The organism is Haliea alexandrii (genome assembly GCF_003719295.1).
Lineage (GTDB): Bacteria > Pseudomonadota > Gammaproteobacteria > Pseudomonadales > Halieaceae > Haliea > Haliea alexandrii.
The window spans coordinates 999,986-1,025,271 of sequence record NZ_RFLW01000001.1; the positions used below are offsets into that span (position 1 = coordinate 999,986).

20 protein-coding genes and 1 tRNA gene are annotated in these 25,286 nt (G+C 61.7%); 16 read left to right on the plus strand and 5 right to left on the minus strand.

The window, feature by feature from the left end; genetic code table 11:
- Positions 1 to 36: 36 nt before the first annotated feature.
- Entirely contained in the window at positions 37 to 1,149 is a 1,113-nt protein-coding gene (locus tag EGJ68_RS04560; RefSeq protein ID WP_123033322.1) for a helix-turn-helix transcriptional regulator, read from the minus strand.
- 225 nt (positions 1,150 to 1,374) lie between these two features.
- Between EGJ68_RS04560 and EGJ68_RS04565 the strand changes: the two genes are divergently transcribed.
- Together EGJ68_RS04565 and EGJ68_RS04570 are read left to right on the plus strand one after the other, a co-directional pair.
- Entirely contained in the window at positions 1,375 to 2,283 is a 909-nt protein-coding gene (locus EGJ68_RS04565; RefSeq protein ID WP_123033323.1) for a TauD/TfdA dioxygenase family protein, read from the plus strand.
- A complete protein-coding gene (locus EGJ68_RS04570; RefSeq protein ID WP_123033324.1) occupies positions 2,280 to 4,007 on the plus strand; it encodes an N-acyl-D-amino-acid deacylase family protein in 1,728 nt (575 codons plus the stop codon). The genes EGJ68_RS04565 and EGJ68_RS04570 overlap by 4 nt, the downstream gene beginning before the upstream one ends.
- 4 nt (positions 4,008 to 4,011) lie before the next feature.
- Here the strand turns inward: EGJ68_RS04570 and EGJ68_RS04575 are convergent, their stop codons facing one another.
- A complete protein-coding gene (locus EGJ68_RS04575) occupies positions 4,012 to 5,751 on the minus strand; it encodes an isocitrate/isopropylmalate family dehydrogenase (protein ID WP_123033325.1) in 1,740 nt (579 codons plus the stop codon).
- Positions 5,752 to 5,900: 149 nt separating this feature from the next.
- Positions 5,901 to 7,748: a DUF3604 domain-containing protein gene (locus EGJ68_RS04580; protein WP_158283493.1), complete on the minus strand. Its 1,848-nt coding sequence runs from the start codon at positions 7,746 to 7,748 to the stop codon at positions 5,901 to 5,903.
- Between the two features lie 228 nt (positions 7,749 to 7,976).
- On the opposite strand from EGJ68_RS04580, the gene hppD reads away from it, so the two are divergent.
- From hppD to pnp, 13 genes are all read left to right on the plus strand, one after another.
- The gene (gene hppD / locus EGJ68_RS04585) at positions 7,977 to 9,059 is read left to right on the plus strand and encodes a 4-hydroxyphenylpyruvate dioxygenase (RefSeq protein ID WP_123033327.1); all 1,083 of its coding nucleotides are present in this window, start codon (positions 7,977 to 7,979) and stop codon (positions 9,057 to 9,059) included.
- Positions 9,060 to 9,069: 10 nt separating this feature from the next.
- Positions 9,070 to 9,612, plus strand: coding sequence for a VOC family protein (locus tag EGJ68_RS04590; protein WP_123033328.1), 543 nt, complete (start codon positions 9,070 to 9,072; stop codon positions 9,610 to 9,612).
- Positions 9,609 to 10,610, plus strand: a complete 1,002-nt coding sequence (locus EGJ68_RS04595; RefSeq protein WP_123033329.1) for a fumarylacetoacetate hydrolase family protein — start codon at positions 9,609 to 9,611, stop codon at positions 10,608 to 10,610. The genes EGJ68_RS04590 and EGJ68_RS04595 overlap by 4 nt, the downstream gene beginning before the upstream one ends.
- A 142-nt stretch (positions 10,611 to 10,752) precedes the next feature.
- Positions 10,753 to 11,625, plus strand: coding sequence for a TIGR03619 family F420-dependent LLM class oxidoreductase (locus EGJ68_RS04600; protein WP_158283494.1), 873 nt, complete (start codon positions 10,753 to 10,755; stop codon positions 11,623 to 11,625).
- Positions 11,626 to 11,643: 18 nt separating this feature from the next.
- Positions 11,644 to 12,120 (plus strand): VOC family protein, encoded by a 477-nt coding sequence (locus EGJ68_RS04605; RefSeq protein ID WP_123033331.1) that lies wholly within the window; start codon positions 11,644 to 11,646, stop codon positions 12,118 to 12,120.
- Between the two features lie 169 nt (positions 12,121 to 12,289).
- Positions 12,290 to 12,366 (plus strand) — tRNA-Met (locus EGJ68_RS04610).
- 128 nt (positions 12,367 to 12,494) lie between these two features.
- Positions 12,495 to 12,989, plus strand: a complete 495-nt coding sequence (gene rimP / locus EGJ68_RS04615) for a ribosome maturation factor RimP (protein ID WP_158283495.1) — start codon at positions 12,495 to 12,497, stop codon at positions 12,987 to 12,989.
- On the plus strand, positions 12,982 to 14,475 hold the full coding sequence (gene nusA, locus EGJ68_RS04620; protein WP_123033333.1) for a transcription termination factor NusA: 1,494 nt from the start codon (positions 12,982 to 12,984) through the stop codon (positions 14,473 to 14,475). The genes rimP and nusA overlap by 8 nt, the downstream gene beginning before the upstream one ends.
- A gap of 60 nt (positions 14,476 to 14,535) precedes the next feature.
- Positions 14,536 to 17,217, plus strand: a complete 2,682-nt coding sequence (gene infB, locus EGJ68_RS04625; protein ID WP_123033334.1) for a translation initiation factor IF-2 — start codon at positions 14,536 to 14,538, stop codon at positions 17,215 to 17,217.
- A gap of 11 nt (positions 17,218 to 17,228) precedes the next feature.
- Positions 17,229 to 17,630, plus strand: a complete 402-nt coding sequence (gene rbfA / locus EGJ68_RS04630; RefSeq protein WP_123033335.1) for a 30S ribosome-binding factor RbfA — start codon at positions 17,229 to 17,231, stop codon at positions 17,628 to 17,630.
- On the plus strand, positions 17,630 to 18,559 hold the full coding sequence (gene truB, locus EGJ68_RS04635) for a tRNA pseudouridine(55) synthase TruB (protein WP_123033336.1): 930 nt from the start codon (positions 17,630 to 17,632) through the stop codon (positions 18,557 to 18,559). The genes rbfA and truB overlap by 1 nt, the downstream gene beginning before the upstream one ends.
- Before the next feature lie 104 nt (positions 18,560 to 18,663).
- A complete protein-coding gene (gene rpsO, locus EGJ68_RS04640) occupies positions 18,664 to 18,933 on the plus strand; it encodes a 30S ribosomal protein S15 (protein WP_027950504.1) in 270 nt (89 codons plus the stop codon).
- A 60-nt stretch (positions 18,934 to 18,993) separates the two neighbouring features.
- The gene (gene pnp / locus EGJ68_RS04645) at positions 18,994 to 21,120 is read left to right on the plus strand and encodes a polyribonucleotide nucleotidyltransferase (protein WP_123033337.1); all 2,127 of its coding nucleotides are present in this window, start codon (positions 18,994 to 18,996) and stop codon (positions 21,118 to 21,120) included.
- Between the two features lie 54 nt (positions 21,121 to 21,174).
- Here pnp and EGJ68_RS04650 read toward each other — a convergent pair whose 3' ends face one another.
- On the minus strand, positions 21,175 to 22,554 hold the full coding sequence (locus EGJ68_RS04650) for a GntP family permease (protein ID WP_123033338.1): 1,380 nt from the start codon (positions 22,552 to 22,554) through the stop codon (positions 21,175 to 21,177).
- Between the two features lie 90 nt (positions 22,555 to 22,644).
- On the opposite strand from EGJ68_RS04650, the gene EGJ68_RS04655 reads away from it, so the two are divergent.
- A complete protein-coding gene (locus EGJ68_RS04655) occupies positions 22,645 to 24,210 on the plus strand; it encodes an acetolactate synthase large subunit (RefSeq protein WP_123033339.1) in 1,566 nt (521 codons plus the stop codon).
- Positions 24,211 to 24,223: 13 nt separating this feature from the next.
- Here EGJ68_RS04655 and panC read toward each other — a convergent pair whose 3' ends face one another.
- On the minus strand, positions 24,224 to 25,108 hold the full coding sequence (gene panC / locus EGJ68_RS04660) for a pantoate--beta-alanine ligase (protein WP_123033340.1): 885 nt from the start codon (positions 25,106 to 25,108) through the stop codon (positions 24,224 to 24,226).
- Between the last annotated feature and the right edge of the window lie 178 nt (positions 25,109 to 25,286).

A 25,286-nucleotide genomic window follows, 5' to 3' on the forward strand; every position in this document is an offset into this window, starting at 1 on the left:
ATGTTCGCATCGCTGGGCCGAACCGGAACGCTTTCTTTACTCTCCCCATATCTGCTGTGCAGTGCGCAGTACCTGAGCGACCAATTGCGGTTGCCTGTTCACTCCTGTTTTCGAAAAGATGGCGGTCAGTTGTGCGCGCGTCGTATGCCGTGAGCGCCCGAGGCTCGTGGATATTTCCGCAAGACTCTCGCCTTCAACCAGGCGCTTTGTCAGTACGGCTTCTGCCCTGGTCAGGGCAAATAACTCCATGAGCAGTTCCTCGGTAATGATGCGGGTGCCTGCGGGATCGCGGAACAGCAGCAACGTCGTGGCCGATGCGGTTTCTTCAATGCCCGGGCGTGGCGCAATCCGCTTCAGCAGCACGCTCCACTGCTGCCCTGCCGGCCGTTTTATCTGCAAGGATTCGGCCTGTTGCGCAACATCGCCGCGAGTCAGCCGGCGCAACGCGGTGTGCAGCGCAGTATTGCTCTCAGGGGAACTGCACTGCAGACGGTCCCCACTGATCAGCAGCCCGTCCGCGTGTTGCAGTACCCGGTTTGCCAGCGGGTTGGTGGTGAGGACCTCTGCCCTGTCACCAAGGACCATGGAGCCAATGGCCAGTTGGTCTTCTGTCGCACCAGAGATACTGAGCTGGTACTCACGCCTTGCAAGCCGTGCATAGATCGCGATGGCGGTGCGCAGCCAGGGTGTCAGGGCGGCCAGTTTTTGGCGGTCATCAGCATTGAAGTGAGCCTGGCCTCGCACACGGGCGCAACGCAGGCGGAATATCATGCCGGTTTCCGGTTCCTCCAGATTGATGCCTATCAGATCATCTGTGTCGCCGTATTCCTGAATATAGGCGTAGAAGTTCGCGTGGTGGCGTGTGAGCTCACTCCGGGTCATCATTTCGCTGAGTATGACGATTTCGTCTCGTGGGATGTCAAGGAACGGCGTCTCCCGAAAGACACTGTTCTGTAGCAGCACAAGCGCTGCGGTATTGCTTTGGGTAGAAATCAGGACCCCGGGGTCCCCCTGCCTGGGCCTGCGCAGCACCATGGTGGCGTGATGGCCGTCGAGATAGTGCTCCAGTGCTTGCAGAAAACTCAGCCAGGGCGGCTCTTCCAGCAGGCTGCTGAACAGTTTGGAAACCAATGTGTCAGGCAAGCTCATTCGTGTTTTGCCCTCTGGGGTTTTGGGCGCCGGTGGTTCTGGTCGGGTGGCGAAATGGTGACGTCTCGGGGCTTCGCTAGTGCATTTGTGTTATGTGGCGCGCGCCGGGCTGCGGGTATAGTGTGTTCACAGGCGTGGTCACGGCCTCGCCGATACGCTTTCAATAATAGCGTTGAGCTGCAGAGATGGGTACCTCTGGCAGTGTGAACGCCAAGAGGTTGTATCATGGATTTCAGCGTTGCTCCGCTATCCGGAGGTGTGGGTGTCGAGGTGCTGGGGCTTGACCCCGACAAGCATATTCCCGATGAGTCTGCCCGCGCGCTGCGTGAGCTCTGGCTGAATGCGGGTATTGTCCTGTTTCGCGGTATCGGTACATCGCCGGAAGCGCTGTTGAGCATTTCACGCTGCCTGGGTGAGCTTGAACCCCATCCCATTGAACATTTCCGCCTGCAGGGCTATCCGGAGCTCATTCTCCTGAGTAATGAGAAATCACTCACAGGCCCTGTGTATGAGTTTGACGGGGTGCCCACCTACGGGGGTATTCCCTGGCACACGGACCTGGCATTTACCACCACCCCGAACGCGGGCGCCGTGCTGCGTATGGTGCGCAACAGCGAGCACGGTGGGCAGACGGGCTGGATCGATACGGCGCTGGCCTACGATGCGCTGGATACCGCTACCAGAGAGCGCATAGAGGGGCGTGAGGCACGCTATATTTTTTGCCCGGACCTGAGTGGCATGCGCTTCAACAAGCCCGGTGGAAGGTTGCTGCAGTCTTCCATGAAAGACCTGCCCAGCTTCCCGCCGGTGGCGCACCCGCTGGTCTGGGTGCACCCGGAAACGGGCCGGCGCATTCTCAATATCAGTACGCTGAACATCCAGTGCATAGAGGGGCTGCCGACAGCGGAAAGTGATGCGCTGATCGAAACCCTGGTGGCACACGCGCTGCAGCCGCGCTTCCAGTACGTTCACGCCTGGCAGAACAATGATGTGGTGGCGTGGGATAACCGCCGCACCATGCACATGGCGTTCGGGCATCCGGTGAGTGAAACGCGCATTGTGCAGCGCAGCACCCTTCGCGGTACGGTGCAAATGGGTAGAACAATCGACAGCGGTGAGGAGCAGACGGCATGAGTGACTATGACCTGGTAATTCGCGGCGGCACCGTGCTGGATGGCAGCGGCGGCGAGCCGCGGCCCGCAGACGTTGCCGTGAACGGCGGTGTGATTGCCGCACTGGGTTCGGGTTTGGGGCCGGGGCGGGAAGAAATCGATGCGCGCGGCCTGTTGGTGACGCCCGGGTTCGTCGATGTACATACGCACTACGATGGCCATGTGACTTGGGAAAACCGTCTCAAGCCCTCTTCCTGTCACGGTGTTACTACCGCCATCATGGGCAACTGCGGCGTAGGCTTCGCCCCTTGCCGGGCGCAGGATCACGATACCCTGATTCGCCTGATGGACGGCGTTGAGGACATTCCCTTTCCCGTACTGGCGGAAGGTCTGCCCTGGACATGGGAGAGCTTTCCGGAATACCTGAACGTACTCGCGGGTCGTGACTACGACATGGATGTAGGCGGCTACCTGCCTCACGCGGCGCTGCGGGTCTATGTGATGGGGGAGCGCGGTGCCCGGCGCGAGCCCGCCACCGTCGCTGATATTGAGCGCATGTGTGCCCTGCTGGAAGAGGCGCTGGAGGCAGGTGCCATGGGTATTGGCACGTCGCGCACACTGTTTCATCGGGCCAGTGATGGCTCTCCCATCCCGACCCTTGATGCCACCAATGAGGAGTTGCTGGCGCTTGCAGGTACCTTGCGCAAAGCGGGCAAGGGTGTGTTCCAGATTGTGGAAGACGTGCACCTGCCGGGGAAGGATGTCAGCGTCTTGCGCCAGCTGGCAGAGACCTCCGGTCGGCCATTGACCTTCTCCATGGGCACCGGCAATAGCGGCCCACAGATATGGCCGCAGTTGCTGCAAGGGCTGGAAGAAGCCAATGCTGCCGGTGTCACCATCAAAGGCCAGATCATGCCGCGTGCCATCGGCATGATGCTGGGGGTGGAGCTTACGCTGAATCCGTTCTACACCACCGCAGGCTACCGCGAGGTGGCCGACCTGCCACTGCCCGAGCGCCTTGCGAAGCTGCGCGATCCCGCGCGCCGCGCCCGTATTCTCGCGGAACCTACGGACCCCGACCCGGCCCTGGTGCTGGGCCGCATGGTGCGCGACTTCGACTACATGTTCCTGCTCGGTGATTCGCCGGATTATGAGCAACCCTGGGAGCAGAGCATCGCCGGCCGCGCGCAGGCGCAGGGCATCAGTGCGGCTGAACTGGCCTATGACCTGATGGTGGAGGGTGAGCGGGGAACGGTGCTGTACCTGGCCATGGCCAATTATGCCGACGGCAAGCTGGATGCTGTGGGTGAGATACTGCGTCATCCGGATGTGCTGCCCGGGCTGGGTGATGGCGGTGCGCACTCCTCCACGATTTGCGACGGCAGCTATTCCACCTTTGCCCTGACCCACTGGGGTCGCGATCGGCCTGCGGGGCGCATGCCGGTTGCTGAACTGGTGCACCGCCTGAGCAGGGCAACGGCCCTCACCATGGGTCTTGAGGATCGTGGCCTGCTGGCGCCCGGCTTCAAGGCCGATATCAACGTCATCGACTTCGATCGCCTGGCCCTGCATGCGCCGGAAATCACCTATGATTTACCCGGCGGCGGGCGACGCCTGGTGCAGCGCGCCGAGGGTTATGTGGCGACACTCGTAAACGGTGTACCGGTGTATCGCCATGGTGAAGCGACAGGGGCATTGCCTGGTCGGTTGATTCGCGGCCAGCAGGGCGCACCGCGTAGCCTTTAGCCGCTTATGCTGCCAGGTTAGCCTCGACCGCGTCGAGAAAGCCGCACATGTCCACCACGGTTTCAGTGTCAGGGTTGGTGGTCTTGCCCTTGAGATCGCCGGTGATGGTGCCCTGCGCAACGGTTTCTATCAGGGCCGTCTTGAGGTTCTTCGCGTAATCGGCCAGCGGCGGATTGTCCTCCCGCCTGGCCATTTCCTCCAGAGCGTTCGCCACGGCGAAAATCAGGGCAGAAGAATTGAAGTTGGCCTCCTTGCCGTCGGTCTCCAGGTAGCGCAGATACAGGTCGTGTGCCGTGCCGTGCGGTGCTTCGTAGAGCATGGTGCCGTCCTTGCTCTCGATCACCGAACTGGCGGTGGCCAGGCTCCCACCCAGCGCCGCGGAAATATCGGAAAAGATATCGCCATCAAGATTCTGCGCCGGATAGAGGCCCCAGCGTGGGGGGTCACAGATCATTTTGCTCAGCTGCCGTGAGGGACGCATGATCATGAAGGAAGGTGGCGGTGTATCGAGGGCCGCCAGTTCCTTGCGTATTTCCAGGATAATGGAGCTGTAAACCTCATCGTAGTTGACGAATTCCCGCTTCAGCCCGAAGTAGATTTCCTTTTTGTTGACCACCGCATCCCGGAATACCTGCTTCACCCAGTCCTTGATGGCCTCGCGATCGTTTGACATGAACAGAATGGGATCATTGGCTTTGACGCTGCGGGCGTGTTTTTCCTCGCCATCGACAATGACCTTGATGATGCCGTCCTCCGGGGCTGGCAGGTTATAGCTGCCGTACTGGTCTCCGCCGCCTGCGCTCATTCGGGAGATGGAAACGTGTGCCTTGCGTTCGGGCAGACCATAATGCTTGAGCTGCTGCACCAGTTTGAACAGCTTCATGCCGACGATGTTGTCTGGCACCCCCCAAAGCGCCCGCTGTGGAGGGTTGGAAATAATGCGCGCCGCCTGCGCATCGATCAGCTCGTAGTGATAGGACAGTCCTGCCGCGGCTACCCGTTCCTTGTACTCACGTTCGTAGATCTCCTCTATGGCCGCACGCATCACGCCGTCGTATCCGGGAACGACGGTATCCTTCAGGCCGAGGTAAATGTCGCGCCGCTCATCCAGGGCTCGCTGGAAAAAACGGTGAGCCCAGGCCTGAACTTCCTCAATGCAGTTGGTCGCGAGCATCCAGGGGTCGCCCTTTCTCAGGGTCCGCCGATGTATTTCCACCGGGTCGCCGCTGCTGCCCACAAACACCACCTTGGCAACGCCGGTGGCATTGGAGAGTTCGCTGTAGCTGAAATCCAGGCCGCCGCTGTGCATGGTGTCGACTTCGATATCGCGATTTTTCCACTCCGGTCGCACGCTTCGCAGATTGTGGAACTCGATATCCTCGCGCGTGATGTTGCCGCCAATACCTTTGCGGATAGCGCCGTTCGGTGACTTTGTTGCCAGCTTGTGCAGTGCAGCTTCCCTGATGTCGGGGTGTTTGCCGAGCAATTCGTTTAGCTGACTGCGGTTCACCGTCATTCCCGCATTCTTGACCCCGATGCCGTGCTCCCGGAGTGCCTCAATCGCATCAAGCACCACCTGGCCGTTGCTCGTCAGCCGCTTCTCCGCTGAGAGATCCACCTCTACCAAATCGATTTGCAGGCGTGAGGTGACGAACTGTTCGAGTATTCTATCGAAGGCAACTTGTGCCATCTCATCACCGTGAAGAATCACAAGTGGCTTTTTGACCACGATCTTGGTGCCCACCGCGTGCGCTCCTGTTAACAGCTCTAAAACGATAATCTACCGTGCCGGGAGGAAGAAAAGAAGCATTCTGCACCCGCTTCGGCGTTTTGCTTCCGACGTCGGTGTGTGCAGCACAAGTGCGAGACTCTCGCCCCGCACTGCCAGTGCTGTCAGGGCTGGTACCAGATCGGTGACGTCCAGGCGCGTTCCTGCAGAGTGGCAGGCACGTCTTCCGGTAGCGGCAGGCCGGTACGCAGGCTGTCCCAGGTGCTCCAGCGGCAGGTGGGATTTTCCAGCACGCGGGCGTAGTAGAATGCCGGCTGTGCAGGATTGAAGGTGGGGTCGCGCCAGCGAGCGGCGATCTGGCCATCCCCCTTGTGACGATCGAAGTCGCAGGTCTCCAGGGATACCGTGGCACCGTTGTCGGGGCAGCGATGCGTTGCCGGGTCCGGGCTCAACCCGTCTGCACAGCCCACGTCAAACACCGCCTCACGCGCGGCACCGTCCTCTACCCAGCCTTTGACGATCTGCACCCGCTGTAGCCAGGCGCTGCTCGGGTCCTTGGCGGCCCAGAGCAGAAACTCGGGTGCGGAATCGCCCATGCTTTCAGGCAGCTCCCCGCCCATGGTTACGCCGTGGGTATAGGCGTGTTGCGCCCAGTCCGCTTGCGCCAGCAGGTCAGCGGGCCAGTCAGTGCCGGCAAAAAAGCGCACGCTGATGCGCGGACCGCTGGTGCCGAATGTCTCCCGGCGTGCCAGTGCATCATAGAGTGCCTCGCGCGTGTTTTCGCTGGCCCAGACACCCGCGAGGCCGGCAGAGCTGTACTTGATATGGTGTGTGTTGATGAAGCTGCCACCGCGGCGTGACTCTGGCGTGCCATCGGCACTGCCGATCTTGCCGTGGTAGTTGTCTTCCTCCACCTGGGAACCGGAGTTGTGGCTGTCACTCGCGGCGATAACCCCAAAGCGGTAGGGGTTGAACCCCTGCTGCTCCTGCATCACCAGGCCCGCCAGCCACGCATCGCGGGCATAGCTGCCCTTGACCTCGCCCTGTGTGCCCCGCCCGCCGAGCAAATCCTCCAGCAATTCAAAGCCCGCCCACTCGTCGTTGGGAGACAGCAGCGGATGGGTTTCCGAGGTGCCCTTGATCTGCGCAATTTCCACCAGCGGTTCATTGCGCTGGCGCAGGGCGGCATACGCGGCGTCGATTTCTTCGCCGCCAAACGCCACCTCGGTGGGGAACATCAAGCCGTTGCTCAGGTTGCTGTTGTGGGCGATGGCCATGCCCTCTATGCCATGCTTGCGCTGCTCATCCAGCCAGGCCCAGAGCGCACGCGGCTCTACACTGTCGAAGCTGGAGAAAGGCTGTTTCGGCACATCGCTGCTGCGGAAGATCACGTTGCGGTGCAGGTTGACTTCCTCCAGGGCGCCGGAAGACGTCCACTCATAGCCGATCAGCGTGCTGAATTCCCCCGGCCGGTAATAGCGCTCGGCGCTACGTACATACTCTTGCCAGATGGACTGGCGCAGAGCCTCATCCACCAGTGCTGGCATGGGGGTGTTGTCACCCATGCTCATCAGCACCTCCAGCACGGCGGCCTGGCGGCGCTCCGGATCCTTGTCGGTCAGACGGGCCGCAATCGGCAGCGCCGCCAACTCGCCCTGCGGCGCGAACAGCCGTGGCAGTATGCCCATGTATTCGGAGTGGTCGGTAATGGCGACGAAGTCGAGTGGGGCTCGCAACTGAATGGTAACGCCGCTGATATGCGGTATGGCTTCGCCTTGCGCAAAGCGGTAGGCATCATCCGGCGTGGTGCGCACGTTCAGCATGAAGGCATCGGGTGAATTCATGGTGTGTACGTGGAGCTCACCGAAGAAAGCCTGTCGCGGCGCTGCAGCAGTGGCGGTACTGCCGGTTGCGGAGGCGTGTGCAGCGGCCGGTGCCAGAGTGATGCACAGCGCAGCGCCCAGGCGCAGTGGCCAGCTGAAGCGCGAGCGGATGCGGTTGTTTCGTTGCATGGCGGTGGTTCTCCGATTGTGAATCCACAGAATAGGTGCTTGCGCCGGTACAGGGCGAGCCGCAGAGCCGGGTTCTTTCGCACTGGTTTGTATAGCCGGACCGCCCTGGGGCAGGGGTGACATGCCGCAATTGTTGCGGATAAAGTTACATTTGAAACTAAATAGGGTCGAGCCTATACTCAGCGCTCAGCAGCAAGCGTGCGGCAGCGGTCTGCCGGGAGGCTCAAAATGGCCAATCTGTTCGAAAACCCGATGGGTCTGGACGGGTTTGAATTCGTCGAATTTACTGCCCCCGCAGCCGGGGTTCTGGAGCCCGTCTTCGAATCCATGGGGTTTACCTGCGTTGCCCGCCACCGCAGCAAGGCGGTAGCGCTGTGGCGCCAGGGTGACATCAATTTCCTGACCAACTACGAGCCCGGCAGCCACGCCTGGTATTACGCCCGCGAACACGGTCCCTCGGCTTGCGGCATGGCCTTCCGCGTGCAGGACGCCACCGGGGCTTACAACCGTGCGCTGGAGAAAGGCGCGCAGCCGGTTGCCGTGGAAACCGGCCCGATGGAGCTGCGTTTACCGGCCATTCGCGGCATCGGCGGTGCCATTCTCTACCTCATCGACCGCTATGCGGAAGGGCAGAGTATCTACGACATTGATTTCCATTGGTTGCAGGGCGTGGACAGAAAACCCGTGGGCCTCGGTTTTCATACCCTCGACCACCTCACCCACAATGTGTATCGGGGCCGCATGGGCTATTGGGCGCGCTATTACGAGGAGTTGTTCAACTTCCGCGAAATTCGCTATTTCGATATCGAGGGTGAGCACACGGGACTGTTGTCGAAAGCGATGACCGCCCCCGATGGCAAGATCCGTATTCCCCTCAATGAAGAGTCGCGCGGTGGCGGCCAGATTGAGGAATTCCTCATGGCGTACAACGGCGAGGGCATACAGCACATTGCGCTGGCCTGCGACGACATCCTGGCGTGCTATGACCGCTTGCAAGCAGCCGGCATGACCTTCATGCCGGCCCCTCCGGCAACCTACTATGACATGCTTGAAGGCCGCCTGCCCGGGCACGGCGAACCGGTGGCGGAATTGCAGGCGCGCGGCATTCTCCTTGATGGCAGCACTGAGGGCGGGGAGCCACGCCTGCTGTTGCAGATCTTTTCCGCCAACCTGCTCGGGCCAATGTTTTTCGAGTTCATCCAGCGCAAGGACGACGAGGGTTTTGGTGAGGGCAACTTCAAGGCGCTGTTCGAATCCATAGAGCGTGACCAGCTGGCCCGCGGTGTCATCGGCGCGGCGCGAGAGGCGTGAAGGAGGCAACATGAATATCCGCCGTATCCATCACGTGGCCTATCGCTGCAACGACACCCGGGAAACCGTCGAGTTCTACCAGCGCGCCCTGAACATGCAGCTGGTGCTGGCAATCGCCGAGGATCAGGTGCCGTCCACGCAAGAGCCCGACCCGTACATGCATGTGTTTCTCGATGCCGGCATGGGCAATGTACTGGCCTTTTTCGAGTTGCCGAATTCGCCCCCGATGGGGCGCGACGGCAATACGCCGGAATGGGTGCAGCACATCGCGTTCGAACTGGACAGCGAGGAGGCGTTGCTCGCGGCCAAGCGGGAGCTGGAGGAGCAGGGTATTGCGGTGCTGGGCCCCACGCATCACGGCATTTTCCGCTCCCTCTATTTCTTTGACCCGAATGGCCATCGCCTGGAGCTTGCGGTCAATATCGCACAGCCGGGCGATCTCGCGCGCCTGCATGCAGTGGCCCCGGAGATGATCGAGGAGTGGTCCCGCACGCGTCGGGCACCGCGTCATGCCGCCTGGCTACACCAACGCGATTCTGGAGAAAGCACATGAAACTCGCCTCTTTGCGCGCGGGCCGCGACGGCGCCCTCGTGGTTGTGTCGCGGGATCTGCAACGTTTCCTGACAGCAGAGATGACCCTGCAACAAGCGCTGGATGATTGGCCGGCGCAGGCGCCTGTGCTCGCGGCGTTGTCGCAGCAGGTCAACGAGGGCGCGGGATCACCGTTTGTTGAGTCCGATTGTGCATCGCCGCTGCCGCGTGCCTATCAATGGGCGGATGGTTCTGCCTATGTGAATCATGTGGAGCTGGTGCGCAGGGCGCGCGGCGCGGAGATGCCGGAGAGTTTCTGGAGTGATCCCTTGATGTACCAGGGCGGGTCAGACAGCTTTCTCGGCCCGCGCGACCCCATCGTCATGGATGATGTTGCCTGGGGTATCGATTTCGAAGGCGAGGTTGCGGTTATTACGGGGGATGTGCCCATGGGTGCGAGCGTGGCCCAGGCCGCCGGAGCGATCCGCCTGCTCATGCTGGTCAACGATGTGTCTTTGCGCAACCTGATCCCGGCGGAGCTGGGCAAGGGCTTCGGTTTCTTCCAGTCCAAGCCTTCCAGCGCGTTCAGCCCGGTGTGTGTGACACCGGACGAGCTGGGCCCGGCCTGGGACGGCGGTCGGCTGCACCTGCCGCTAAGCATACACTTCAATGACGCACTGTTTGGACAGGCGAATGCCGGGGTCGACATGACCTTCGATTTCCCCACGCTGATCGCCCACGCGGCGAAAACCCGCCCGCTGGCTGCCGGCACGATTATCGGCTCTGGCACCGTATCCAACAAGGGTAGCGACGGATCGCCGGGGGAGCCGGTATCGGCGGGCGGGCTGGGTTACAGCTGTATTGCGGAGTTGCGCATGATCGAAACTCTGCGCGATGGCCAGCCCTCCACGGCGTTCATGCAGTTCGGTGACCGGGTGCGTATCGAGATGGCAGACGCCAATGGCGCCGGTATTTTTGGCCGCATTGAGCAGCAGGTTGTGGCGCGTTCACACAGCTGATGGGGGCGCCGCGGCTTCGTACCGCGCTAGCGCAGTGGACTTGGTTCAACTATGCATAAAGTAATGAGCGCGTATTAAAAGCATGCTCCGCGGTCGCGGCGGCTGCGTTAGTATGGCCCCTTGCATAGCTGAGGAGCAGGGCATGAAATTCTGGCAAGCGCTGGTGTGGACTGAACCGGAGCAGCTGGTGCCGCTGGCACAGTTCGCCGAAGAGCTGGGGTTCCATGGGGTGTTCAATGCCGACCACGCTGTATTTCCCGAGGATGTGAAGTCCCCCTACCCGTACGCTGAGAATGGTGTTGCGCCGATGACCGCGGATGCACCCTACCCGGACTGTTGGGTGAGTATTGCCTTCATGGCCGCCGCCACCCGCCGCCTGCATTTTACGACATCCATTTATGTGTTGCCGCTGCGCAATCCCTTTGAGGTGGCCAAGGCCGCAGGCTCGCTGGATATTTTCAGTGGCGGCCGCTTTGCGCTGGGAGTTGGCGCGGGCTGGATGCAAGACGAATATGACATTTATGACGTCCCTTTTCGCCGGCGCGGCGAGCGCATGGATGAAATGATCGATGTGATGCACAAGCTCTGGCAGGGGGGCATGGTAGACCACGACGGCCCTCTGTTCCCGTTCCCGCGCCTGTGCATCGAGCCGGCCCCGGGGCACAACGTGCCCCTTTATGTCGGCGGTGCCAACGAGGCGGCCCTGCGCCGTGCCGCGGTGCGTGGCGACGGCTGGATTGGTGCGGGCAACCATCCGGACGAGGTGCCTGCGCTGATGGCGCGGCTGCGTGCACTGCGCGAGGCGGCCGGGCGCGCGGCCGAGCCCTTCGAGACCATTGTCGGGCTGACGACGCCGCTGGACGTTGCGACCTTGCAGCGTCTGGAAGAGGCCGGTATGACCTCGGCGGTGAACCTGCCTTTCAGTTTCGCCTTGGGCAAGCATTCAACGCTCGACGCCAAGAAGCGTTTCATGGAGGACTTCGAGCGGCGCATCATGCGTCCGCTACGTGGTTGAACAACGGAGAGGAATGACATGTCAGAAGACCAGCGACTGCAGGCGCTCGGCCTGCCCCCGATTGACCAGATCGGTTTTGTAGTAAAAGACCTCGATGCCTGGATAGCCCGTTTCGATCCGGTATTCGGCCCCTTTTCCCGGATGAATGGATCGGTAGAGGGCGCCGACTTCCGTGGCCGCCGCGAAGATGTGCAGCTGCGGCTGGGCTTTGGGCGCAGCGGGGGCGTTGAAATCGAGCTGATCGAGTGGCAGTCGGGCGTCAGTCCACACAGCGAATTCATTGAGTCCGGGCGCGAGGGCATGCATCACCTGCGTTTTCGCGTCGAGGATACCGACCACTGGGTTGAGAAGCTCGCCGCCATTGGGTACACACCGTTCTGGTACAAGCGCTGGAACAGCGATACGGTATTTGCCTACCTGGAGAGCCCGGATTTCCCACTCTGCCTGGAGCTGCTGCAAATGCCGCAAGAAGGCGCGGGCGCGCCGCAGCCATAACATGTGCCGCGGAACCTATCGTGCGCGTTGAAACCGTGCTTTTTTCTCTGCGGGGCTGTTGACCGGGCGTGGCGGCGTACCTATAATGCACAGCCTCGAATTTGGGCCGGTAATGTTGGTTAGGCCCAGTATGAAGTGCCAAGGGGCCTTCAGGTCGAGGAAGTTTTGATGCGGGGTGGAGCAGCCTGGTAGCTCGTCGGGCTCATAACCCGAAGGTCGTCGGTTCAAATCCGGCCCCCGCTACCAACATACGTGTCGTCCGCTCCGAATTGGCGGCACGTTTCGTCAAAGCCCCTTCTTGGGGCTTTTTCGTATCTGCGAAAAATGCAGGCGTTTTTGCAAGCGTAACCGCCGGTGGCGGAAATGGAGTCGGATTGACGGCCAGGCAACAGGAACTGCAGGCACTGCTGGAACCCACAGTGGTCGCCCTCGGCTTTGACCTCTGGGGCATCGAGTATGCTGCCCAGGGCAAGGACAGTGTGCTGCGCGTCTTCATTGATGCCCAGTCGGGCGTGACTGTGGACGACTGCGCCGCGGTGAGTGCGCAGGTCAGTGCCGTGCTGGATGTCGAGGACCCGATCACCGGTGAATATACCCTGGAGGTGTCTTCGCCCGGTGTCGACCGCCTGCTGTTTCGCCTGGAACAGTTTCCACCGTTCTTTGGCGAATGGATTGAGGTGCGTTTGCGCAGGCCCTTCGAGGGGCGGCGCAATTTCAAAGGCATTTTGCAAAGTATCGAAGGCGATGAGGTTGTGGTGCGTGTAGACGACCACGAGTACCTGCTGCCCTATGGCGCCGTGGACAAGGCGCGTGTTCATCCCCGCATCGAGGGTGCGGCCAGCGTAACTGACGAGGCTACGAATGACTAAAGAGATCCTGATGGTGGCTGAGGCCGTCTCGAATGAGAAAGGCGTGTCCGAGGACATCATTTTCGAGGCGATCGAGCTGGCGCTGGCAACAGCGACCAAGAAGCGCTACGACGAGGATGCCGATATCGAGGTGACGATCGACCGCAAGACGGGCGACTACGTCACTGTGCGTCGCTGGCTGGTGGTTCCCGATGATGAAATGGCGCTGCTGGGCACCCAGTTCACCACCGAGGAAGCAATAGAGAAGGAGCCGAGCCTCAAGCCCGGCGACATCTATGAGGAGTCGGTGGAGAACGTAGGCTTCGGGCGCATTGCCGCACAGACCGCCAAGCAGGTGATCGTGCAGCGTGTGCGCGACGCCGAGCGTGCGCAAGTCGTTGAGCTTTATCTGGAGCGCGTGGGCGAGCTGGTTGCCGGCACCGTGAAGAAAGTCACGCGCGATAATGTGATTGTCGACCTCGGCAGCAACGCCGAGGGCCTGCTGCCCCGCGACCAGCTGGTAGGTCGCGAGACGTTCCGTGTTAACGACCGGGTGCGTGCCATTCTGCGCGAGATCAGCGCGGAGACGCGCGGCCCTCAGCTGATGCTGAGCCGCTCCTGTCCGGAAATGCTCATTGAGCTGTTCAAGATTGAAGTGCCGGAAATTGCCGAAGAGGTCATCCAGATCAAGGCCGCCGCCCGCGACCCGGGTTCGCGTGCCAAGATTGCGGTAAAAACCAACGACCAGCGTATCGATCCGGTCGGGGCGTGTGTTGGTATGCGCGGCTCGCGTGTACAGGCGGTCTCCAACGAGCTGGACAATGAGCGTGTGGACATCATCCTCTGGGACGATAACCCGGCGCAACTGGTGATCAACGCCATGTCACCGGCCGAGGTCGAGTCTATCGTGGTCGATGAAGACAGCGGCACCATGGATGTGGCGGTTGCGGAAGACAACCTGGCGCAGGCCATCGGCCGCTCCGGGCAGAACGTGCGACTGGCCAGCGAGCTGACCGGCTGGACCATCAACGTCATGAGCAACGAGGAAGCTGCCGAGAAGCACGAGGCGGAGGCCGGCGAAGTGATCCAGATGTTCGTTGAGCAGCTGGATATTGATGAGGAAGTGGCCGAGATCCTGGTCGAGGAAGGCTTTACCACGCTGGAAGAGGTGGCCTACGTGCCACTGGAAGAAATGACCGCAGTGGACGGCTTCGATGAAGAGATCGCCGAGGAATTGCGGGCGCGCGCCAAGGATGCGCTGCTGACCCAGGCGATTGCCTCGGAAGAGCAGCTCGGTGCCAACGAGCCCGCTCAGGACCTGCTGGAGATGGACGGTATGGATCGTCACCTGGCCTTTGTGTTGGCCAGCCGTGGTGTGGTCACCATGGAGGATCTCGCGGAACAGGGTGTCGATGAATTGATGGACATTCCGGAAATGACCGAGGAGCGCGCAGGAGAGCTGATCATGACAGCGCGCGCACCCTGGTTTGCCGAGGAGAGTGAATAGGCCAGTACAGGCGTTTTTACTCTAGGCATCAGGGTTTCACGGGATTAAGGAGAATTTTGCATGGCGCAAGTGACAGTACAGCAGCTCGCGGAAACAGTGGGAGCGCCCGTTGACCGTCTGCTGACGCAGATGAAGGAAGCGGGTCTGCCTCACTCGGCTGCCGGTGAGGCCGTGTCGGAAGAAGACAAGCAGACGCTGCTCACCTTCCTGAAGCGCAGCCATGGTGAGTCCACCGCGGCGCCCAAGCGCATCACCCTGAAACGCAAGACGATCAGCACGCTGAGAACGTCAGGTTCACAGGGCAAGAAAACGGTGAACGTGGAAGTGCGCAAGAAACGCACCTACGTGAAGCGCGACGCCTCGGACGCCGATTCGGAAATGCAGGACGCGGCCAAGCTGGAAGCCGCTGCGCTTGCAGAGGCCGAGCGACAGGCGGCGGAAGCGCGTGCTGCCGCAGAAGCGGAAGCGGCAGAAAAAGCAGCCCGCGAAGCGGCCGAGGCCGAGGAAGAGGCAGCCGTTGCTGCCGCCGCGGCATCCGTGCCCGAGCCAGAGCCGGAAGACGAGAAAGACCTGGACCCGGAAATTCTGCGGCAGCGTGCAGCCGAGCGGCGTATGGCGCGCGAGGCGGCGGAGGCCGAGGCGCGCAAAGCTGCCATGGAGGCACGCAAGGCCGAGGAAGAGCGGGTCAAGGTGGAAGCCGCGGCAAAAGTGGAACGGGAAAAAGAAGCCGCAGCCAAGCGGCCCAAGCGCCTGCACGATGCGCCCGCGCCACAAACCGAAGAGCAGCGCAAGAAGGCGGCTCGTGGCCGGCTCGATCGCAGCTCTCCCGGCGGTCGCGGTAAGCAGCGTGGCCACAACCTGTCATTGTCCGACCTGGAAGCAGCGGAATCCGGCATGATGCGCCGCCGCGGCGGGCGCAAGAAGATGCGTGGTGGTTCCCATGCGGAGCACGGTAAACACGGATTCGAGATGCCTACAGAGAAAAGAGCCCACGAAGTCGAACTGGCCGACATGACCTCGGTCGGCGGCCTGGCGCAGCAGATGTCGGTGAAGGCCGGCGAAGTGATCAAGGAGCTGATGAAGCTCGGCGTCATGGCCACCATCAACCAGATGATCGACCAGGACACGGCGATCCTCGTGGTTGAGGAGATGGGGCACAAACCGAAGTTGATCAGCGCCGATGCGCTGGAAGAAAAGCTGGAAGAGACCCTGGCGCAGCACGAGGGTACGCTGGAGTCACGCGCCCCGGTGGTGACGGTGATGGGCCACGTAGACCACGGCAAGACTTCGCTGCTCGACTACATTCGCAAGGCGAAGGTGGCTTCCGGTGAGGCGGGTGGTATCACCCAGCACATTGGTGCCTACCACGTGGAAACTGGCCACGGCATGATCTCCTTCCTCGACACCCCCGGGCACGCGGCCTTTACCGCCATGCGCGCCCGCGGTGCGAAGAGCACGGATATCGTCATTCTGGTGGTGGCCGCCGATGACGGCGTCATGCCGCAGACCGAAGAAGCCGTGCAGCACGCCAAGGCTGCCAAGGTGCCCCTGATTGTCGCCATCAACAAGATGGACAAGGAGGGCGCCGACCCCGACCGCGTCAAGAGTGAACTGGCGGCCCGGGAGGTGATTCCCGAGGATTGGGGCGGCGATACCCAGTTTATCGAAGTGTCTGCACACACCGGCGACGGCGTTGATAACCTGCTGGACGCCGTGCTGCTGCAGGCCGAAGTGCTGGAGCTGCAGGCACCGCGCGACGTACCCGCACAGGGCATCGTGATCGAGTCGCGCCTGGATAAAGGCCGCGGCCCGGTGGCTTCGCTGCTGATCCAGAGCGGCACCCTGCGCCAGGGCGACATCGTGCTGGCCGGGCTGCAATATGGCCGCGTGCGCGCCATGCTGGATGAAAACGGCAAGAACATCACCGAAGCCGGACCGAGTATTCCGGTGGAAATCCTGGGCCTCGATGGCACGCCGGATGCCGGTGACCTGTTCGCGGTGGTTGAAAGCGAGAAGCGGGCGCGTGAAGTGGCCCAGTACCGTCAGGACAAGACACGCGACAGCAAGCTGCAGCGTCAGCAGGCGGCGAAGCTCGACAACATGTTCGAGAGCATGACGGCGGGCGAGAAGAAAACACTCAACGTGGTGGTCAAGGCAGACGTGCGCGGCTCTCTGGAGGCCATCCAGACGGCGTTGCTGGACCTCGGCAACGACGAAGTGCAAGTGAACATCGTCTCCGGTGGTGTCGGCGGTCTGGCCGAAACCGATATCACCCTGGCAATCACTTCGAGTGCCGTGGTGTTTGGTTTCAACGTGCGCGCCGATGCCTCTGCGCGCCGTCTGGTGGAAAACGAGGGGGTGGATCTGCGGTACTACAACGTGATCTACGATCTCATTGACGACGTGAAGCAGGCCCTGACCGGGATGCTGGCGCCGGAAATGCGCGAGGAAATTCTCGGCATCGCCGAGGTGCGCGACGTGTTCCGCTCACCCAAATTTGGCGCCATTGCCGGCTGCATGGTGATCGAGGGCACGGTGTACCGTTCGCGCCCCATCCGCGTGCTGCGCGACAACGTGGTGATTTACCAGGGCGAACTGGAATCCCTGCGCCGCTTCAAGGACGATGCCAGCGAGGTGCGCAACGGCATGGAGTGCGGTATCGGCGTCAAGAACTACAATGACGTCAAGCCGGGCGACCTGATTGAAGTATACGAAGTCAAGGAGTTTGCCCGCACCCTGTAGGCGGCCCTGTTATGGCGAAGGAATACAGTCGTACCCAGCGCGTTGCGGATTACCTGCAACGCGAGCTGGCGCAACAGATCCAGCTCGAGTTGCGTGACCCGCGGATCGGTATGGTCAGCATCACGGGCGTGGATGTCAGCCGCGACCTGGGGCATGCCAAGGTCTACTTTACGCGTCTCGGCAGCGATTGCGCCGACGAGGCACGGGAGGCCGCGGAGGTGCTGAACAAGGCTGCCGGCTTCCTGCGCAGCCGGCTGTCCCGCGACAGCAATATGCGTAGTGTGCCGCAACTGCGTTTCTATTTTGATAGCAGCGTGGGCCGCGGACGGGATATGGAAGCGCTGATCCAGCGTGCCGGTGAGGCGGACCGGGAACTGGGTCTGCGCGATGACGAGCCGGGCGAAGAGTCCTAGTGGCGCGGCAACGCAAGGGTCGGCCGCTGGATGGCATATTGCTGTTGGACAAGCCCGCCGGGTTAAGCTCCAACCAGGCGCTGCAGCGGGCCAAGCGGCTCTTTTTTGCCGCCAAGGCAGGCCATACGGGTAGCCTTGACCCGCTGGCGACAGGGGTGCTGCCGCTGTGCTTCGGCGAGGCGACCAAGTTTTCCCAGTACCTGCTGGATGCCGATAAAGCCTATGCCAGCACCTTTGTGCTGGGTGAGCGGCGCAGTACGGGAGACGCCGAGGGCGAGGTGCTCGCCACCGCAAATGCCGGCGCCATCAGCCGTGAGCAGGTCGAGCAGGCACTGGAGGCGTTCCGCGGTGCAATCGAGCAGGTGCCTTCCATGTACTCGGCACTGAAGCACGCCGGTCAGCCCCTGTATAAGTTGGCCCGTAAAGGGCAGGAAGTGGAGCGTGCAGCGCGGCCTGTGGTGGTGCACCGGCTGGAGTTGCTGGCGTTTCGACCCGGCGAACGGGCCGAAGTGGACCTGCAGCTCGAGTGCAGCAAAGGCACGTATGTGCGTTCGATTGCCGAGGACCTCGGTGCAGCCCTGGGCTGTGGCGGCTATGTGAGTGCGCTGCGACGCACGCGCGCCGGGCCTTTTGCGCTCGACCAGTGCGTTACGCTGACGGCGTTGGAGGCACTGAAGGATGCCGAGCGGCTGGCGGACATGGACGCGCTGCTGCTGCCCGCGGATACGGCGCTGGACGCACTGCCCACCGTGCGACTGACCGAGTCCGGCGGTTACTACCTGCGCCAGGGTCAACCGGTTCAGGTGCCAAACGCGCCCCACAATGGTATGGTGCGCGTCGCCCTGGAAACTGGTGAGTTTCTGGGCGTAGGCGAAATATTGGACGATGGGCGCGTTGCGCCGCGTCGCCTGATAGTCACCGGGAGGTGACGCGAACCTGTCTGTAAATCTGCACGGACAGGCTCTTTCTATCGAACTCCACCGCGCTCTGTTAAAGCGGGTGGAACATGCAGATTAATTGAGAGGAAATTGACATGGCTTTAGAAGCTGCGAAGAAAGCAGAAATCGTTAAAGAGTACCAGACCAGCGAGAGTGACACCGGGTCGCCGGAAGTCCAGGTTGCGCTGCTGACAGCAAACATCATTCAGCTGCAGGACCACTTCCAGGCTCACAAGCACGACCACCACTCACGCCGCGGCCTGATCCGCATGGTGAACCAGCGCCGCAAGCTGCTCGACTACCTGAAGCGCAAGGATGTGACGCGCTACGCCGAGCTGATCAAGCGACTGGGTCTGCGTCGATAAGCGGTACCACATACCGGGGCCTTGTGCCCCGGTTGTCATATTCAGCATTGGAGAAATAATGTGAATCCAGTTAGAAAGACCTTCCAGTACGGTGGCCAGACAGTCACCCTGGAAACGGGTCGGATTGCCAGGCAGGCAACCGGCGCGGTTCTGGTTACCGTCGAAAACACCTCAGTTCTGGTTACCGTTGTGGCGGAAAAGAGCGCCAAGCCGGGCCAGCCATTTTTTCCCCTGGCCGTGCATTACACGGAAAAGACCTACTCGGTAGGCAAGATCCCCGGCGGCTTTTTCAAGCGTGAAGCCCGCCCCAGCGAGAAAGAGACCCTCACCTCGCGCCTGATCGACCGGCCGATTCGTCCCCTGTTCCCCAACGGCTTCATGAACGAAGTGCAGGTTATCTGTACCGTGATGTCGGCGGACAAGCACATTGACCCGGATATCCCGGCAATGATCGGCACCTCGGCCGCCCTGGCGATTTCCGGCTGCCCGTTCAATGGCCCCATCGGCGGCGCGCGCGTCGGCTTCAATGACAGCACCGGTTATATGCTCAATCCCACCTACGACCAGCTCAAGGACAGCAAGCTGGATATGGTCGTGGCAGGCACGGAACACGCCGTATTGATGGTGGAGTCTGAAGCGAAGGAACTGTCGGAAGACCAGATGCTGGGTGCTGTATTGTTTGCCCACCAGGAAATGCAGGTGGTGATTCAGGCTATTCGCGATCTGGCCGCAGAAGCTGGCAAGCCGCGTTGGGACTGGCAGCCGCCGGCTGTGAACGAAGAGCTCACCGCCGCTGTTGAAACTCAGGTCAAGACTGACCTGGGCGAGGCTTATCGCATCACGGAAAAAGCGCTGCGCTACGACCGCGTGTCTGAAGTGCGCAAGGCCTGTGTGGCTGCGCTGGCGGTTGAAGGCGGCCCCTCCGAAGACGAAATCAAGGACGTGTTCAAGGCCGTCGAAAAGAACCTGGTGCGCAAGCGCATTCTTGCCGGTGAGCCGCGCATTGATGGTCGCGACACACGCACTGTTCGGGCCATTGCCTGCGAAACCGATATTCTTCCCAAGGTGCACGGCTCTGCGCTGTTCACCCGTGGCGAGACTCAGGCCATCGGTGCGGTCACCCTGGGCTCCACCCGCGACTCGCAGATCATTGATGCGCTGGAAGGCGAGCGCCGCGATCCCTTCATGCTGCACTACAACTTCCCCCCCTACTCGGTGGGTGAAGCGGGCCGTGTTGGCTTTACCAGCCGTCGCGAAGTGGGTCACGGGCGTCTGGCGCGTCGCGGCCTGGCCGCCGTGCTGCCGAGCGCTGAAGCGTTTCCCTACACCATTCGTGTGGTCTCGGAGATCACCGAGTCCAACGGCTCCAGCTCCATGGCCTCGGTGTGTGTGGGCTCCATGGCGATGATGGCGGCAGGCGTGCCGTTGAGCGCACCGGTAGCCGGTATCGCAATGGGCCTGGTGAAGGATGGCAACCAGTTTGCCGTGCTCACCGACATCCTGGGTGACGAAGATCATCTGGGTGACATGGACTTCAAGGTTGCCGGTACGGCGGCTGGTGTTACCGCGCTGCAAATGGATATCAAGATCGAAGGTATCAATGAGCAGATCATGGAAATCGCCCTGCAACAGGCGCAACAGGCCCGTCTGCATATTCTGGGGCAGATGAATGCTGTGCTGGCCGAGCCGCGTCAGGTGCTGTCTGACAATGCGCCGAGCATGCTCACGCTGAAGGTCGATTCGGACAAGATCCGCGACATCATCGGCAAAGGCGGCGCGACCATCCGCTCCATCACCGAGGCGTCCGGTGCTACTGTAGACATCGACGACGACGGTACGGTGCGTGTGTTTGGCCAGGACAAGGCCGCTCGCGACAAGGCGGTGGCGATGATCGAAGAGATCACCGCCGAAGCGGAAGTGGGTGCCGTGTACAAGGGCACCGTTGCCCGCATCGTTGATTTCGGCGCTTTCGTCAATATCCTGCCGGGCAAGGACGGTTTGGTACACATCTCCCAGATTGCGCACCAGCGCGTGGAGAATGTGTCCGATTACCTCAAGGAAGGTCAGGAAATCGAAGTGAAGGTGCTGGACGTGGACCAGCGTGGCCGTATCAAGCTGTCCATCAAGGAACTGCTTGAAGACGACACCGCCCCCGACGCCGAGAGCGGAAGCTCAGACGAGGGTTAAACCCGGGACACACAAAAAAGGGCGCTTCGGCGCCCTTTTTTGTGGCTGCGGTTTCTACAGACTGGCGACCGCCATGCAGATGAGCGTTGCCAGTACTGGTATCACTACGGTGACCACGCCCATGTCGCGGTAGGCTTCGCGGTGAGTGAGGCCGGTAATGGTGAGTGTCGCCACCACGGCACCGGAGTGTGGCAGGGAGTCGAACCCTCCCGCGGCAATAGTGGCCAGGCGGTGCAGGGTGGCAGGCTCAATGCCCATGGCCAGGTAGCTGTCCGCCATGGTCGACATGAAAATCTGCAGGCCGCCAGAGGCTGAGCCGGTGATGGCGGACATAACACTCACCGAGGTGAACATGGAGATCAGTGGGGGCAGGCTGGACCGCAGCATGATGTCGCTGAACTGCGCGAAGCCCTGGGTCTGTGTTACCACGCCTGCGAAGCCGATCACCGCGGCGGTGTTGATCAGCGGGATGATGGAGTCCTGGGTGCCCTCGCCAATACTGTAGAGGGCGTGCCGGCGCACGGCGGGGAACATGAGTACCGTAACCAGCGTGCCGGCGAAGAGTGCGAGGCTGGGCCAGACCACGGGCTGTGCGTTGGCAAAGGCGAGCAGAGCGAAGGCGGGCCCTTCACCCTCGCCGAGCATCGTAGAGAGCAGACGTGGCAGCAGGATGGCACCCAGCACCAGTGCGGGCGGCACGAGCGCCAGCGCCCAGTGCGGGTAGTTTTCCACGCCGGGATCGTCGGCAATGTGCCGGTCCCGCGGGCCGGCGACAAAGCCTTCACCCCGTGTGGCGGCCCGTTGCCGCTGGCTCTCCAGATACCACATGCCCAGCCCGAACATGATGACGCTGGCGAGAATGCCCAGCCAGCCCCCTGCGAACAGGTCGGTACCGAGTGCCACCGAGCTGATCACGTTGTGGATCGAGGGTGTGCCGGGTAATGCGGTCAGGGTGAAGGTACCTGCCCCCAGCGCCAGGGCGGCACAGAATAGCCGTTTGGGGATGTCTGCCTGTTGCAGCAGTTTGATGCCCAGCGGATACATGGCGAAGATCACCACGAAGACTACTACGCCACCGTAGGTGAGCAGGGCTGTTGCCAGCACGGTAATCCACAGGGCACGGCTGGGCCCCAGTTTGCGCACCATCGCCAGGGCAATGCTGGACGCGGCATGACTGTCCCCCATCACGCGCCCGAACATGGCCCCCGCCGCGAACAGCAGGAAGAACTTGCCGGCGAAGGTAAAAGCGCCGAGAGGGCCAAAGGCGAAGTATTCGCCCAACCCGGCGGCCAGTGGCAGCCCGTTACTGAGAATAACCACGGCAGCGCTGAGCAGGGCGGCGAACACGATGTTGATGCCGCGCAGGGCAAGCCAGATCAACAGGGAAAGCGCGACGGCAAGTCCCGCGTAGCCGAGAAAGACGCTGAAAGACATTCGAGTAGATCCGTTTTATCGTTATGCGGTGGCCAGTATACTGTGGCCACGTCTCAGCGACATGCCTGTATTGGCATAAAGGAAGCAATCATGAACGGTGCGGAAAGCCTGATTACAACGCTGGTTAATAACGGTGTCACGATGTGCTTTACCAACCCCGGAACCTCGGAGATGCATTTTGTCGCCGCGCTGGATGAGGTCGAGGGCATGCGCTGCGTGTTGTGCCTGTTCGAAGGGGTGGTTACCGGGGCAGCGGATGGCTTTGCGCGTATCGCCGAGCGTCCGGCCGCCACGCTTCTGCACCTTGGCCCCGGGTTCGGCAATGGTCTTGCCAATGTCCACAATGCGAAGAAAGGCCACGTGCCCATGATCAATGTGGTGGGCGACCACGCCACCTACCACCTGCAGTACGATGCGCCCCTCACTTCTGACATCGAGGGCATTGCGCGCCCGGTTTCCCATTGGGTGCTGACATCCAGTGAACCTGCCGCCATTGCCCGGGACGCTGCGGAGGCCGTGCGCCAGGCGGGGCACGATCAGGTGGCAACGCTGGTACTGCCTGCGGATGTCTCCTGGGGTGACAACCCGAATGGGGCAGCACCGGCGGTGGCCATCCCGGGGCCGGCACCGGTGCCCGCAGAGCGCCTGCAACGTGCTGTCACGCTGCTGGGCAACGGCAAACGCACCGGTATCCTGCTGGGGGGGCGTCATATCAGCGATGCGCAAACGCTGCTGCTGAGCCGGGTGGGCAAAGCCAGCGGTGCGCGCGTACTCACCGAAACCTTTCCCGCCCGTGTGCGGCGCGGTGCCGGTACGGGTGTGATGGAGCGGCTTCCCTACCTCGCGGAACTGGCTATCGACTCGTTGAAAGACCTCGAACAGTTGATACTGATAGGCGCAGACAGCCCGGTATCGTTCTTCGCCTACCCGGATGTCGCCAGCGTCATTCCGCCGGCGGGTTGCGACGAACTGCTACTGGCAGGCCCCGGTGAAGATATTGAGCAGGCGCTGGAATTATTGCTCGAAGAGCTGGAAGCGGTGGATGTGAGCCCGGATATCTACCCATTGCAGGTGCCTGATCTGCCCAGCGGCGCGCTGGACGCCAACAGTGTGGCGCAGGCGCTGGCCCACTGCCTGCCAGAGAACGCGATTGTGGTGGACGAGGGGATCACCTCCGGCCTTGCCTGCTTCCCCCTCACGGCAAACGCCCGGCCGCACGACTGGCTGAACCAGACGGGCGGCGCTATCGGTTGGGGGTTACCTGCCGCCGTGGGTGCGGCGCTGGCAGCACCCCAGCGCAAGGTAATCTGCCTGGAGGGCGACGGCAGCGCCATGTATACGGTACAGGCCCTGTGGACGATGGCCCGTGAGCAACTCGACGTCACGGTGGTGATTTTCAACAACCGCAAATACAGCATTCTCGAACTCGAGTTTGCGCGCACCGGGGCCCGCGGCGGCAAGCCCGGCCCCAAAGCCGCCAGTTCGCTGGATATTGGCAGCCCGGACATGGACTTTGTCGCCCTGGCGCAGGGCATGGGGGTTGCGGCAAGCTGCGCGTCAACGGCGGAGGAGTTCAATGCCCAGTTGGAGGCGGCCCTCGCCAGCGGCGGCCCGAGCCTGATCGACGCCCGTGTGCCGCCATTGCAATTGGGGTGAGGGTGGGGCGTGCTCAGGGTGAGGCGAGCATGCCCCAGTCGGAAACCGGGTTGAGCGTCAGCCGGACATTGTCGATCAGGCGTGTGGAGCCCAGACGCGCCGCGGCCAGTATGGCAATTTCCTCGGTGTTCTCATTCACCGCACGCAGGGTGCGGGCGTCCCGAATCGCGAAGTAGTCGGGTTCAAAACCGGCCTGCAGCAGCTGCATGCGGGCATGGGACTCAAGTTGCAGGAAATTGTCGAAACCGCAGGCAACCGCATCGCGACAACTCACCAGGGTAGCGTGAATCAGGGGGGCGAGCTTGCGTTGTTCGTTCGAGAGATAGCCGTTGCGCGAGCTCTTTGCCAGGCCGTCAGTGTCGCGTGCTGTCGCCACGCCCTCGATCTGCACCGGTATACACAGGTCTGCGACCATCTTGCGGATGATGGTGAGCTGCTGAAAGTCCTTTTCACCGAACACCGCGACATCGGGCTGCACGATATTGAACAGTTTGCTGACCACGGTGGTTACACCGGTAAAGTGGCCGGGCCGACTGCTGCCACACAGGGTTTCTGACAGGTCTGGCACCTGCACCTGGGTTTGCAGTGCCATGCCCTCCGGGTAAATATCCTCGGCCTCGGGCAGGAACAGATGCTGTACCCCTTCGCTGAAGAGCTTTTCCTTGTCTGCCGCGAGTGTGCGCGGGTAGGCATCCAGGTCTTCGTTGGGGCCAAACTGCAGCGGGTTGACGAAGATACTGACCACAACGATATCGGCCAGCGTGCGCGCCCTGCGTACCAGTTCAAGGTGGCCCTCGTGCAGATTGCCCATCGTGGGCACGAAGGCAATGCGCTGGCCCTGTTGGCGGCAGTTGCGCAGGGCAGACTGCAGTGGTGCTATGGCGGTATACGTTCGCATATCTACATGCCCCCCGAAAAACGGAAAAGGGTGACGCAAGACCGGAACAAGCTGGTCGTCATGTGCCCGGGATGGGTGCCCATCGGCGAGCGGACGGGCAGTATGCCCCAAGCGCAGACACCCGGCAATGGATGCAAATCAAAAGTCTGGACGATTTTGTTACCGTAAGAAGCAGTGA

Coding starts and splice junctions, on each gene's coding strand:
- EGJ68_RS04595 (WP_123033329.1), top strand. CDS start 9,609: ATGAAACTCGCCTCTTTGCGCGCGGGCCGCGACGGCGCCCTCGTGGTT.
- EGJ68_RS04605 (WP_123033331.1), top strand. CDS start 11,644: ATGTCAGAAGACCAGCGACTGCAGGCGCTCGGCCTGCCCCCGATTGAC.
- infB (WP_123033334.1), top strand. CDS start 14,536: ATGGCGCAAGTGACAGTACAGCAGCTCGCGGAAACAGTGGGAGCGCCC.
- EGJ68_RS04565 (WP_123033323.1), top strand. CDS start 1,375: ATGGATTTCAGCGTTGCTCCGCTATCCGGAGGTGTGGGTGTCGAGGTG.
- nusA (WP_123033333.1), top strand. CDS start 12,982: ATGACTAAAGAGATCCTGATGGTGGCTGAGGCCGTCTCGAATGAGAAA.
- EGJ68_RS04570 (WP_123033324.1), top strand. CDS start 2,280: ATGAGTGACTATGACCTGGTAATTCGCGGCGGCACCGTGCTGGATGGC.
- hppD (WP_123033327.1), top strand. CDS start 7,977: ATGGCCAATCTGTTCGAAAACCCGATGGGTCTGGACGGGTTTGAATTC.
- EGJ68_RS04650 (WP_123033338.1), bottom strand. CDS start 22,554: ATGTCTTTCAGCGTCTTTCTCGGCTACGCGGGACTTGCCGTCGCGCTT.
- EGJ68_RS04600 (WP_158283494.1), top strand. CDS start 10,753: ATGAAATTCTGGCAAGCGCTGGTGTGGACTGAACCGGAGCAGCTGGTG.
- EGJ68_RS04580 (WP_158283493.1), bottom strand. CDS start 7,748: ATGCAACGAAACAACCGCATCCGCTCGCGCTTCAGCTGGCCACTGCGC.
- rpsO (WP_027950504.1), top strand. CDS start 18,664: ATGGCTTTAGAAGCTGCGAAGAAAGCAGAAATCGTTAAAGAGTACCAG.
- rbfA (WP_123033335.1), top strand. CDS start 17,229: ATGGCGAAGGAATACAGTCGTACCCAGCGCGTTGCGGATTACCTGCAA.
- EGJ68_RS04655 (WP_123033339.1), top strand. CDS start 22,645: ATGAACGGTGCGGAAAGCCTGATTACAACGCTGGTTAATAACGGTGTC.
- EGJ68_RS04560 (WP_123033322.1), bottom strand. CDS start 1,149: ATGAGCTTGCCTGACACATTGGTTTCCAAACTGTTCAGCAGCCTGCTG.
- panC (WP_123033340.1), bottom strand. CDS start 25,108: ATGCGAACGTATACCGCCATAGCACCACTGCAGTCTGCCCTGCGCAAC.
- EGJ68_RS04590 (WP_123033328.1), top strand. CDS start 9,070: ATGAATATCCGCCGTATCCATCACGTGGCCTATCGCTGCAACGACACC.